Annotated in this window: 9 protein-coding genes, 1 tRNA gene, 2 rRNA genes and 1 other RNA gene (1 of these 13 cut by a window edge); 2 read left to right on the top strand and 11 right to left on the bottom strand. The window is 38.6% G+C overall.

Annotation, left to right across the window (positions count from 1 at the left end):
• The 6 genes from A6J68_RS03620 to rnpA form a co-directional block, all read right to left on the bottom strand.
• Positions 1-1,324 (bottom strand): 23S ribosomal RNA (locus A6J68_RS03620); it reaches 1,579 nt to the left of the window's first position.
• A gap of 154 nt (positions 1,325-1,478) precedes the next feature.
• Positions 1,479-1,551 (bottom strand) — tRNA-Ala (locus A6J68_RS03615).
• A gap of 54 nt (positions 1,552-1,605) precedes the next feature.
• A 16S ribosomal RNA gene (locus tag A6J68_RS03610) occupies positions 1,606-3,154 on the bottom strand.
• Together the 16S and 23S rRNA genes with 1 tRNA gene alongside form the textbook arrangement of a ribosomal RNA operon.
• A gap of 339 nt (positions 3,155-3,493) precedes the next feature.
• On the bottom strand, positions 3,494-4,315 hold the full coding sequence (gene jag, locus A6J68_RS03605; RefSeq protein WP_000242576.1) for an RNA-binding cell elongation regulator Jag/EloR: 822 nt from the start codon (positions 4,313-4,315) through the stop codon (positions 3,494-3,496).
• A 7-nt stretch (positions 4,316-4,322) separates the two neighbouring features.
• The gene (locus tag A6J68_RS03600; RefSeq protein WP_000727922.1) at positions 4,323-5,138 is read right to left on the bottom strand and encodes a membrane protein insertase YidC; all 816 of its coding nucleotides are present in this window, start codon (positions 5,136-5,138) and stop codon (positions 4,323-4,325) included.
• Positions 5,139-5,150: 12 nt separating this feature from the next.
• Entirely contained in the window at positions 5,151-5,480 is a 330-nt protein-coding gene (gene rnpA / locus A6J68_RS03595) for a ribonuclease P protein component (protein ID WP_000754613.1), read from the bottom strand.
• Positions 5,481-5,649: 169 nt separating this feature from the next.
• Here rnpA and A6J68_RS03590 point away from each other — a divergent pair, with 169 nt between their 5' ends.
• Together A6J68_RS03590 and galU are read left to right on the top strand one after the other, a co-directional pair.
• A complete protein-coding gene (locus A6J68_RS03590) occupies positions 5,650-6,666 on the top strand; it encodes an NAD(P)H-dependent glycerol-3-phosphate dehydrogenase (protein WP_000166107.1) in 1,017 nt (338 codons plus the stop codon).
• Between the two features lie 36 nt (positions 6,667-6,702).
• Positions 6,703-7,602, top strand: coding sequence for a UTP--glucose-1-phosphate uridylyltransferase GalU (galU, locus tag A6J68_RS03585; RefSeq protein ID WP_000868271.1), 900 nt, complete (start codon positions 6,703-6,705; stop codon positions 7,600-7,602).
• 90 nt (positions 7,603-7,692) lie between these two features.
• Here galU and A6J68_RS03580 read toward each other — a convergent pair whose 3' ends face one another.
• The 5 genes from A6J68_RS03580 to ffs form a co-directional block, all read right to left on the bottom strand.
• The gene (locus A6J68_RS03580; RefSeq protein ID WP_001080260.1) at positions 7,693-8,736 is read right to left on the bottom strand and encodes a BMP family lipoprotein; all 1,044 of its coding nucleotides are present in this window, start codon (positions 8,734-8,736) and stop codon (positions 7,693-7,695) included.
• A gap of 131 nt (positions 8,737-8,867) precedes the next feature.
• A complete protein-coding gene (locus A6J68_RS03575; protein WP_000061937.1) occupies positions 8,868-9,545 on the bottom strand; it encodes a rhomboid family intramembrane serine protease in 678 nt (225 codons plus the stop codon).
• Positions 9,536-10,063, bottom strand: coding sequence for a 5-formyltetrahydrofolate cyclo-ligase (locus A6J68_RS03570; RefSeq protein ID WP_000412418.1), 528 nt, complete (start codon positions 10,061-10,063; stop codon positions 9,536-9,538). Before A6J68_RS03570 ends, A6J68_RS03575 begins: the two co-directional genes overlap by 10 nt.
• 321 nt (positions 10,064-10,384) lie before the next feature.
• The gene (locus A6J68_RS03565) at positions 10,385-11,734 is read right to left on the bottom strand and encodes a glucose-6-phosphate isomerase (RefSeq protein ID WP_000148892.1); all 1,350 of its coding nucleotides are present in this window, start codon (positions 11,732-11,734) and stop codon (positions 10,385-10,387) included.
• A 151-nt stretch (positions 11,735-11,885) separates the two neighbouring features.
• Positions 11,886-11,971, bottom strand: an RNA gene (gene ffs, locus A6J68_RS03560) — signal recognition particle sRNA small type.
• Positions 11,972-11,995: the final 24 nt, after the last annotated feature.

The following is an 11,995-nucleotide window of genomic DNA, read 5'->3' as shown; positions in this document are numbered from 1 at the left end:
GGACAGGATTCTCACCTGTCTTGCGCTACTCATACCGGCATTCTCACTTCTATGCGTTCCAGCGCTCCTCACGGTACACCTTCTTCACACATAGAACGCTCTCCTACCATGACACTTTTGTGTCATCCACAGCTTCGGTAATATGTTTTAGCCCCGGTACATTTTCGGCGCAGGGTCACTCGACTAGTGAGCTATTACGCACTCTTTGAATGAATAGCTGCTTCTAAGCTAACATCCTAGTTGTCTGTGCAACCCCACATCCTTTTCCACTTAACATATATTTTGGGACCTTAGCTGGTGGTCTGGGCTGTTTCCCTTTCGACTACGGATCTTAGCACTCGCAGTCTGACTGCCGATTATATCTCGTTGGCATTCGGAGTTTATCTGAGATTGGTAATCCGGGATGGACCCCTCACCCAAACAGTGCTCTACCTCCAAGAGACTTAACATCGACGCTAGCCCTAAAGCTATTTCGGAGAGAACCAGCTATCTCCAAGTTCGTTTGGAATTTCTCCGCTACCCACAAGTCATCCAAGCACTTTTCAACGTGCCCTGGTTCGGTCCTCCAGTGAGTTTTACCTCACCTTCAACCTGCTCATGGGTAGGTCACATGGTTTCGGGTCTACAACATGATACTATGGCGCCCTATTAAGACTCGGTTTCCCTACGGCTCCGTCTCTTCAACTTAACCTCGCATCATATCGTAACTCGCCGGTTCATTCTACAAAAGGCACGCTCTCACCCATTAACGGGCTCGAACTTGTTGTAGGCACACGGTTTCAGGTTCTATTTCACTCCCCTCCCGGGGTGCTTTTCACCTTTCCCTCACGGTACTGGTTCACTATCGGTCACTAGAGAGTATTTAGGGTTGGGAGATGGTCCTCCCAGATTCCGACGAGATTTCGCGTGTCTCGCCGTACTCAGGATACTGCTAAGGTTAATCTATCATTTTAAATACGAGGCTGTTACTCTCTTTGGCTTACCTTCCCAGGTAATTCTTCTATAATGATTAATCCTATATCGCAGTCCTACAACCCCGAAGTGTAAACACTTCGGTTTGCCCTCCTGCCGTTTCGCTCGCCGCTACTAAGGCAATCGCTTTTGCTTTCTCTTCCTGCAGCTACTTAGATGTTTCAGTTCACTGCGTCTTCCTTCTCATATCCTTAACAGATATGGATACTAGTCATTAACTAGTGGGTTCCCCCATTCGGACATCTCTGGATCAGCGCTTACTTACAGCTCCCCAAAGCATTTCGTCGTTAGTCACGTCCTTCTTCGGCTTCTAGTGCCAAGGCATCCACCGTGCGCCCTTATTAACTTAACCTTATTAAACTAGTTTCTTTAAAACTAGAAAACTCATTAAATATTCACAGCGTTTTCGGTTTATTTTCTTGTTACTTTCTACAATCTATTTCTAGATCGTGGAATTTGATATAGATATTCAATTTTCAATGAACAATTTGAACCTTTCGATTCAATGGAGCCTAGCGGGATCGAACCGCTGACCTCCTGCGTGCAAAGCAGGCGCTCTCCCAGCTGAGCTAAGGCCCCACAAGACCTCTCAAAACTAAACAAGACGCAAATGGCAGGTTTCCTTATCCTTAGAAAGGAGGTGATCCAGCCGCACCTTCCGATACGGCTACCTTGTTACGACTTCACCCCAATCATCTATCCCACCTTAGGCGGCTGGCTCCTAAAAGGTTACCTCACCGACTTCGGGTGTTACAAACTCTCGTGGTGTGACGGGCGGTGTGTACAAGGCCCGGGAACGTATTCACCGCGGCGTGCTGATCCGCGATTACTAGCGATTCCGACTTCATGTAGGCGAGTTGCAGCCTACAATCCGAACTGAGATTGGCTTTAAGAGATTAGCTTGCCGTCACCGGCTTGCGACTCGTTGTACCAACCATTGTAGCACGTGTGTAGCCCAGGTCATAAGGGGCATGATGATTTGACGTCATCCCCACCTTCCTCCGGTTTATTACCGGCAGTCTCGCTAGAGTGCCCAACTTAATGATGGCAACTAACAATAGGGGTTGCGCTCGTTGCGGGACTTAACCCAACATCTCACGACACGAGCTGACGACAACCATGCACCACCTGTCACTTCTGCTCCGAAGAGAAAGCCTATCTCTAGGCCGGTCAGAAGGATGTCAAGACCTGGTAAGGTTCTTCGCGTTGCTTCGAATTAAACCACATGCTCCACCGCTTGTGCGGGCCCCCGTCAATTCCTTTGAGTTTCAACCTTGCGGTCGTACTCCCCAGGCGGAGTGCTTAATGCGTTAGCTGCGGCACTAAGCCCCGGAAAGGGCCTAACACCTAGCACTCATCGTTTACGGCGTGGACTACCAGGGTATCTAATCCTGTTTGCTCCCCACGCTTTCGAGCCTCAGCGTCAGTTACAGACCAGAGAGCCGCTTTCGCCACCGGTGTTCCTCCATATATCTACGCATTTCACCGCTACACATGGAATTCCACTCTCCCCTTCTGCACTCAAGTCCTCCAGTTTCCAAAGCGTACAATGGTTAAGCCACTGCCTTTAACTTCAGACTTAAAGAACCGCCTGCGCTCGCTTTACGCCCAATAAATCCGGACAACGCTCGGGACCTACGTATTACCGCGGCTGCTGGCACGTAGTTAGCCGTCCCTTTCTGGTTAGTTACCGTCACTTGGTAGATTTTCCACTCCTACCAACGTTCTTCTCTAACAACAGAGCTTTACGATCCGAAAACCTTCTTCACTCACGCGGCGTTGCTCGGTCAGACTTCCGTCCATTGCCGAAGATTCCCTACTGCTGCCTCCCGTAGGAGTCTGGGCCGTGTCTCAGTCCCAGTGTGGCCGATCACCCTCTCAGGTCGGCTATGTATCGTCGCCTTGGTGAGCCTTTACCTCACCAACTAGCTAATACAACGCAGGTCCATCTCACAGTGAAGCAATTGCTCCTTTTAAATAACTAACATGTGTTAATTACTCTTATGCGGTATTAGCTATCGTTTCCAATAGTTATCCCCCGCTATGAGGCAGGTTACCTACGCGTTACTCACCCGTTCGCAACTCATCAGTCTAGTGTAAACACCAAACCTCAGCGTTCTACTTGCATGTATTAGGCACGCCGCCAGCGTTCGTCCTGAGCCAGGATCAAACTCTCATTAAAAGTTTGAGCTTTGCTCTTTTCTGTCTCGCTGACAGATTTATTGTTTTTTGTCATTGACGGATTTACAATGTAAATCCACCCTGCACATTCGTTCGTCTTGTTCAGTTTTCAAAGGTCTTTGCCTCTCTTGAGACAACTTCTATATTCTAGCAAACTTATTCTGCTTTGTCAACCACTTTTTTTAAGTTGTTAACTACGCGCTACTAGAAACTGCTCTCTCGAGACAACTTATTTAGTTTACTACATCATCTCTTACTTTGTCAACTCTTTTTTCATACTTTTTCTACATTTTCTGAAAATGTAGATCGGGCGCAAGAAAAAAAGAGGTGAAACCTCTTTTTACTTCTTAGTAACTACTACAAATCTATTAGGATCGTTACCTTCAGAATAACTTTCAACACCCTCTATAGTTGCAATTGTTTTATGAACAGTTTTTCGCTCACTGTTACTCATAGGATCCATATGGTAAGGCTCATTAGTCTCTAAAACACGTCTAGCTATTTTTTTAGAAAAATCAATTAAAGTTTCTATACGATGCTCAACGTAGTCATGGACATTAATAGATACTGAAAAACTCTTAGAAAAGCGGTCATGAAGATAATTTTGTGCTAACAACTGCAACGATTTTAATACTTTCCCATGATAACCAATGATGCGCCCAGCTTCTGGCGTTTCTATTTGGAGATTTATTTGTCGCTTACTTGTCGTAGTTTCTATTGTTGCATCTAAATCCATCTCATAGATGATATTTTCAACGTATTTAGTCACCTGAGCAGCTGCTACTTCAATATTAGGAAGTAGGTCAATTTTTTCAATAGCTTCACTTGTAGTTACAACGTTTTTATCATCAATTTTTGGAAGTTCTGGTTGTGATACGTCTTCTTTTTCAAGCGTTTCATCAACCTCCTCTATATATTCTTCCACCACATCTACGCTAGACGGTACATTCTTAATATTTTTTAACGCTACCGATTCATTAATATCAGTTACTTCGTCGGTGATACCTTCTATTTCAACTTTTGCTGGCTTTTTACCAAAGCCCAAAAAACCTTTTTTCTCACGTGATACAACTTTTATATGTGCCCTCAATCGTGAAATGTTTAACTCTTGTAGTCCTTTTTCAATAGCTTCTTCTACAGTCGCTCCTGTAAATAATACCATGTTTTTCCTACTTTCTTTTCTTACTTGCTTTTCTCTTAGCACGTTTAACTCTTTGTTCTTTTTCGTGTGCCACTCTTACTGCTTCTTCTCGAACCTTTATAATCTTGTATGGGTTGTTCAATAATAGAATTTGAAATACTTGAAAAGCATTAGACACCGTCCAGTATAAAACAACACCACTAGCAAAGTTAAAACTTGTTACCAATATGATAAACGGCATAACATAAGTCATAAGAGTTAAAGCAATATTTTTTTCAACAGCTGCTTTGTTAGTTAACCAAGTTGATAAAAAGGTAAATAAGGCCGCCAGTACAGGTAAAATATAATATGGGTCCGGCTGTGATAATTCTAGGCTCAAAAACGTTCCTACTTTTAAGAAAGAAACCCTAGTCAAAGCTTGGAAAAGAGCCCATAGGACAGGTAACTGAATTAGAAGAGGTAATACACTTGCATATGGGTTAACTCCCTCAGCTTTATACATAGATTGCATTTCATCATTTAGCTTTAAACGGCTATCAGGATCTTTCCCTGGATATTTTTTTTGTAATTCCTTGAGCCTTGGCTGAATTTCCTGCATCTTTTGGCTGGATTTCATTTGCATATTATAAAGCGGCATCATAATCGCTCTGATTATTAGAGTGAATAAGATTATTCCCAAACCAATTGAATGGTTAAAGGAGAGCCATTGTATTGATTTAGCAAATGCATAAACTATTTGCTCCCATAATGTAGCTGAATGACTAGATACTTCTCCTCGTCCGCAAGCAACCAATAAAGAACCTGTCAGCAATATTAAGCTAAATGTTTTAAGTTTTTTCTTCAATTTTATACCTTTCTAGATGAGTCCTGCTATTTTTAAAACGTGTATAAGATTTTTTTCTAATGCTTGATAGTCTAATTCCTCTACACCTTTACGCGCAATCACGACAAAATCATAATCTTGCAGCGCTGTTTTCTGAGAGAGTAAAACATGCCTAATTTTTCTTTTAACAGCGTTACGAACAACAGCATTTCCTAATTTCTTACTAACAGAGATTCCCACACGAAAGTGTTTTTGTTCTTTTTCTAAATAGTAGATAACAAATTTTCGATTAGCAACATTTTTACCTCTGCTGAAAATCATTTGAAAATCCTTATCACTTTTTACCCGATAGGTTTTTTTCAAAATAGTGCTCCATTTATCTAAATTGGTTTTATTATACCATAAATAACCTAAAAGACTCAATTCTTTTCTAATGCTACTATCATCGACAACAGACTAAACAAGACAAAGTGTATTAGAGTATGATATAATGTTAGCGCTATATGCCTTATTATTAGAAAGAAGGAATAAGATGACAAAACAAAAAATTGCCGTTCTTGGACCTGGTTCATGGGGGACTGCTCTTGCACAAGTATTAAATGACAATGGACATGAGGTACGCTTATGGGGAAACGTGGTTGAACAAATAGAAGAGATTAATACTAACCATACTAATCAACGTTACTTCAAAGATATTACCTTAGATTCCAAAATAAAAGCCTACACTAATCTTGAGGAAGCGATTAATAATGTTGACAGCATTCTATTCGTCGTCCCAACTAAAGTTACAAGACTTGTTGCTAAACAAGTGGCTAGTCTTTTAAAGCATAAAGTTGTAATTATGCATGCTTCTAAGGGGCTAGAACCTGGCACTCATGAACGACTTTCTACAATTTTAGAAGAAGAAATCTCTGAACAATATCGTAGTGATATCGTTGTTGTTTCAGGTCCCAGTCATGCTGAAGAAGCCATCGTTCGTGATATTACTTTGATTACTGCTGCTTCAAAAGATATTGAAGCAGCTAAGTATGTCCAAAAATTGTTTAGTAATCATTATTTTAGACTTTATACTAACACTGATGTCGTAGGAGTAGAAACAGCTGGTGCTCTAAAAAATATTATTGCTGTTGGTGCTGGAGCACTACACGGTCTTGGTTATGGTGATAATGCTAAAGCAGCTATTATTACGCGTGGTTTAGCTGAGATAACACGCCTTGGTGTACAATTAGGGGCCGACCCTCTCACTTTCAGTGGTTTATCCGGAGTTGGAGATTTAATTGTGACTGGTACATCTGTTCATTCTCGCAACTGGAGAGCGGGAGATGCTTTAGGACGTGGTGAGAAACTTGAAGATATTGAAAAAAATATGGGGATGGTTATTGAAGGTATCTCAACAACTAAGGTTGCTTACGAAATCGCCCAAAACTTAAATGTTTACATGCCCATTACAGAAGCTATTTATAAATCAATATATGAAGGGGCTAATATCAAAGATAGCATTTTAGATATGATGTCCAATGAATTTCGTTCAGAGAATGAATGGCACTAATATCGTTTATATTAATACTATTTAAAGGAGCTATATATGAAAGTCAGAAAAGCAGTTATCCCTGCCGCTGGTTTAGGAACACGTTTTTTACCTGCTACTAAAGCTTTAGCTAAAGAAATGCTTCCAATCGTTGATAAACCAACTATTCAATTTATTGTTGAAGAAGCACTAAAATCTGGAATTGAAGATATTTTAGTTGTAACTGGTAAATCAAAACGTTCTATAGAAGACCACTTTGATTCAAATTTTGAATTAGAATATAACCTAAAAGAGAAAGGGAAAAACGAACTTCTCAAACTTGTTGATGAAACAACTGGCATTCGACTCCATTTTATTCGACAAAGTCATCCTCGTGGGCTTGGAGATGCTGTGCTACAAGCAAAAGCCTTCGTTGGTAATGAACCTTTTGTTGTTATGCTAGGTGATGATCTAATGGATATTACCAATAATAAAGTTATTCCTCTCACCAAACAATTAATTAATGACTTTGAAGCTACTCATGCATCAACAATTGCTGTTATGGAAGTTCCACATGAAGATGTTTCTGCTTATGGTGTTATTGCTCCACAAGGAGAAGGAGTTAATGGTCTATATAGCGTTAACACTTTCGTTGAAAAACCTTCTCCCGAAGAGGCTCCAAGTAATTTGGCAATCATTGGTCGCTACTTGTTAACTCCAGAAATTTTTAATATTTTAGAAACTCAAAAACCTGGTGCAGGAAATGAGATTCAACTAACCGATGCTATCGATACTTTAAATAAAACGCAACGTGTTTTTGCTAGAAAATTTACAGGGGACCGTTATGACGTTGGTGACAAGTTTGGTTTTATGAAAACTTCTATTGATTATGCTCTTCAACACCCACAAGTTAAAGATGACTTGAAGAAATATATCATTGATTTAGGAAAATCTCTAGAAAAAACATCTAAGAAATAAAATATGAGTCAAGTACAATAAAAAAGTTTCCTATTTAGGAAACTTTTTTATTGTACTTGACGAAGAACTTATTGTTCCTCCACACTTTTATCATTTCATAGGAACTTGTATTTTCCCTGAAACAATCCCCTCTTTAGCTTTTTTGACAGCAACAGATCCCTCACTAGACAATTGATGCTCTTTAATATCTACACCACTATCCTTTAGACCAAAAACTGTTACTTTCCCTCCTGGATATTGTTTTTTCTCTGTTAATTCTGCTACAGATTGGAGAGATTTCCCCACCTCTTTTATAGTAGATGCCAGAACAAAGTTTGCTTTCTTACCATCTTTTGAAACATAATTGCCTTCTTGACTTTGATCTCTGTCAACACCAATTACCCAGACTTTGTTAGATTCCTTGCGGGTCTCATTTTCAGTTTTAGCCTCACTAAAAATTCCTGCTCCTGTACCACCAGCAGCCTGGTAAATAACATCAACACCTGTTGCATACTGTGTGGCAGCAATCGTTTTACCTTTAGCTGCATCTGTAAATGAGCCTGCATAAGATACCGCAACTTTAATAGCCGGATCAATTGATTTTACTCCAGCCTTAAATCCTGCTTCAAATCGCTTAACAACGACGCCTTCCATCCCTCCGATAAAACCAACTGTTTTTGTCTTAGTTGTCTTAGCTGCAGCAACTCCAGCTAAGTAAGCAGCTTCATTGTCTGCAAAAGTAACACTAGCTACATTTTCTTTACCTTTAATGATATCATCTACAATAACGTATTTAACATCTTTATTATTTTCTGATACTTTTTCAATAGTATCATGAATACCAAATCCAATACCAAAAATTAAATTATAGCCACTAGAGGCTGCCGTATCAAGGTTATTAGCATGATCTGATTCATTAGATGACTGGAAATAATCAAAGCCATTACCTTTTGTTAACCCCTTCTTTTTTCCCCACTTTTGTAGCCCTTCCCAAGCTGATTGATTAAACGATTTATCGTCTACTCCACCTTGATTAGTTACCATCGCAACTTTGATATCTGATTTATTTGCAGACTTATCTGAACGATTACCACATGCTGTTAATGTTAGTACAGATAAAGATAGTAGAGTTAAGCCAATAATTTTTCTGTTCACCGAGAATGAACCTCCTAATAAGTTATAGTCACATAAAAACAGATTTCTATCATAACATAAAAAAATCATTTAGCAAACTTTATTCTATTTTTCCCAAAGAAAGTTTGGTTTTAGAGACTATAGCCGTAGAATTATACCAACGATAGACCTATTAAACTGATCGATACAATAATAAATATCATTAAAGCTAAAATACTTTGCCAAGTTTTAAATAATAAAGAACCATTTTGTTTTGTCAAAAAAATAGCCACCAATACTCCACCAACTAAACCACCAACATGGCCTGCTAAACTCACTCCGGGTGTGAAGATATTAAAAAATAAATTTAACAAGATCATCACTTGATATGATTTTCCAACTTGTTTTAAATAAGGATTTTTTCCAAAATAACCTGCGATTGCTATAGCAGAAAAAACACCAAATAAAGACGTTGAGGCTCCTGCTGCCACCACGTGTGGAGTAAAAAATAGCGTAAAAATATTACCCATTAAGCCAGATAAAATATAGAGAATTAGAAATCTCAAACTTCCCCAAATACTTTCCCCCATTTGTCCCACAAAATACAGAGCTAAACCATTTAATAAAAAATGTTCCCAACCAATATGAACAAAGATAGGACTTATTAGTCTCCATAGATTTGTTGGATATGCTTTTAGATAATCACCTTGTATTCCACCAAATTGAAAAATAACTTGGCTAGACTCTGCTTGACTTCCATAAGTTAGTTGCATCAATAAAAAAACAAGGGTTGTCAGACCGACCAAGAGTACTGTCGTCGGATACTCTTTAGCGAACTTCTTCATAGACATAATACCTCCTTAACCGCTACATCATGCTTCTCTTCTACAAAATCCTGTCTCTGACACCTATAAATAGTACTAATAGTATCACCTTCAAAATCACTCAAATAGCGATCAAAATAACCTGCACCATAACCTATACGAAAACCTTTATTGTTAAAGATAAGTCCGGGCACATGAATTAAGTCTATACTAGCTTTTTCAACAGCTCTATCATTAACAGGTTCTAATAAGCCAAACGGTGTTGCCCTCAAGTTATCTTTTTGATAGTCCACAAAAATCATTTTACCTTTTGGATAAGTTTTGGGAACAAGGACACGTTTGCCATCACATAAAGCTTGTTTAATAAGAAGTTGTGTATTGTATTCGTAGTCAAAAGATAGGTAAGTAGCAATTACACAACTATTTTGATAAGCTTTAGTTTTTATAAAAGCCTCTAAAAGTTTAGAGTCAACTTCTGATTTGTAAGCTTGAGGTTGAGATTTTAAGGTTATCAAAACTTCTTTTCTTAATAATTTCTTTTCCATATATCTATGATACCATTAATATTGACCATTTATACAAAAATAGTATAGGGGAAAATAAAATGATAAAGTATGAATTTTTAAGGTTTATTTAAGGTTTCTACTGTATACTAGCATCATCCTAAAATAAGCGGTTTATCCTAGCCGTTAGGAAAATATTATCCTAAATTATTTTCCTTTTTCATAAATCTCCTGAGAAAAGTTAATAACTTTTCTCAACCCTTTTTCCAACCCACTATCGCTACCAGTGCTAGTGGGTTTTTAGTTATCCTACAACAAAACTAAAAAGTTCCTCTCTTTGAGGAACTTTTTAGTTAGATATTTTTAAAGACGTGCATTCAATTCAGCGCTAAGCTCTTCGAATCCAGGTTTACCTAGAAGAGCAAACATATTACGTTTATATGCTTCTACCCCCGGTTGATCAAATGGATTTACTGAGTTAAGATAACCTGAAAGGCCAATTGCTAACTCAAAGAAGTAAATAGTGTAACCAAGAGTGTAAGCGTCTTGTGTAGGAAGCGTTACAAACATATTTGGAACCCCACCATCTGTATGAGCAAGAAGCACACCATCTGTTGCTTTTTTATTAACAAAATCTACATCTTTTCCTTGAAGATAACCAAGACCATCTAAATCTTCGGTTAATTCAGGAATAGTCACATTTTTACGAGGTTTCTCAACGCGAACAACTGTCTCAAAGAGGTTACGGTAACCTTCTTGAATAAATTGACCAAGTGAGTGAAGATCAGTTGAGAAGTTTGCTGATGTAGGATAGATACCTTTTTGATCTTTACCTTCTGATTCACCTGCTAATTGTTTCCACCATTCACCAAAGTATTGTAATGATGGTTCGTAGTTAGCTAAAATCTCTGTGATATAACCTTTGCGATAAAGAACATTACGAACTGCAGCGTACTGATAAGCAATGTTTTCAGAGATTTTATCTGAAGATAAATCTTTACGAGCAGCATTTGCGCCTTCCATAAGAGCAGTAATATCTGCTCCTGAAGCAGCAATTGGAAGAAGACCTACAGCTGTCAGTACTGAGAAACGACCACCAACATTATCAGGAACTACAAATGTTTCCCAATTGTTAGCATCTGCTTCAACTTTTACGGCACCTTTAACTTTATCAGTTGTAGCGTAGATACGTTTATTAGCTTCTTCTTGACCGTACTTTTTAACTAGAAGTTCTTTAAATACACGGAAAGCAATCGCTGGTTCAGTTGTTGTACCTGATTTTGAAATGACATTTACTGAGAATTCTTTATCTTGGACGTATTCAACTAAATCGGCAAGGTAAGTAGATGAAATAGAATTTCCAGCATAAAGAATCTGAGGCGCTTTACGTTCTTCTGCGGTTTGCAAATTAGCAAAATGATTATTCAAAAAGTCAATTGCTGCTTTTGCACCAAGGTACGAACCACCAATACCAATAACCACGAGTACTTCGCTATCTGATTTAATCTTTTCAGCGGCTTTTTGAATGCGAGAAAATTCTTCTTTGTCATAGTTTTCTGGGAGGTCCATCCATCCGAGAAAATCTGATCCAGGACCAGTCCCTTGACGAAGGAAAGCATCTGCTGCACTTACTTGTGGTTGTAGGTAGTCTAACTCGTGTTCGCCTACAAATTGACCCAAGACTTTTGAATAGTCAAATGTAATATGTGTCATTTTATTTCTCCTAACAATTATGTTTCACTATCATCTTACTCTTTTGTGAGTTTTTTTTCAAGGTTTTTTAACTGTATTTTCATATTTTTTGAAACGCTACCAATTTTTATGAAACTTTCATAATTATTTCCAAAAACACTTTGACTTTTGAAAATAAAAAGAGCACACATTTAGCATCGCTTAGGGCTGCTGGATTCCTCCCCTGACCCACTTCACGAGTAAATGTTGCTCCAAAGATATTATAACAAAACTAATATTTTA

It is taken from the genome of Streptococcus sp. 'group B' (assembly GCF_002073795.1).
Taxonomy (GTDB): domain Bacteria; phylum Bacillota; class Bacilli; order Lactobacillales; family Streptococcaceae; genus Streptococcus; species Streptococcus agalactiae.
This window is presented reverse-complemented; position numbering and strand designations above follow the sequence as displayed.

Coding starts and splice junctions, on each gene's coding strand:
- jag (WP_000242576.1), bottom strand. CDS start 4,315: ATGGTATTATTTACAGGAGCGACTGTAGAAGAAGCTATTGAAAAAGGA.
- A6J68_RS03590 (WP_000166107.1), top strand. CDS start 5,650: ATGACAAAACAAAAAATTGCCGTTCTTGGACCTGGTTCATGGGGGACT.
- galU (WP_000868271.1), top strand. CDS start 6,703: ATGAAAGTCAGAAAAGCAGTTATCCCTGCCGCTGGTTTAGGAACACGT.
- A6J68_RS03575 (WP_000061937.1), bottom strand. CDS start 9,545: ATGTCTATGAAGAAGTTCGCTAAAGAGTATCCGACGACAGTACTCTTG.
- A6J68_RS03570 (WP_000412418.1), bottom strand. CDS start 10,063: ATGGAAAAGAAATTATTAAGAAAAGAAGTTTTGATAACCTTAAAATCT.
- A6J68_RS03565 (WP_000148892.1), bottom strand. CDS start 11,734: ATGACACATATTACATTTGACTATTCAAAAGTCTTGGGTCAATTTGTA.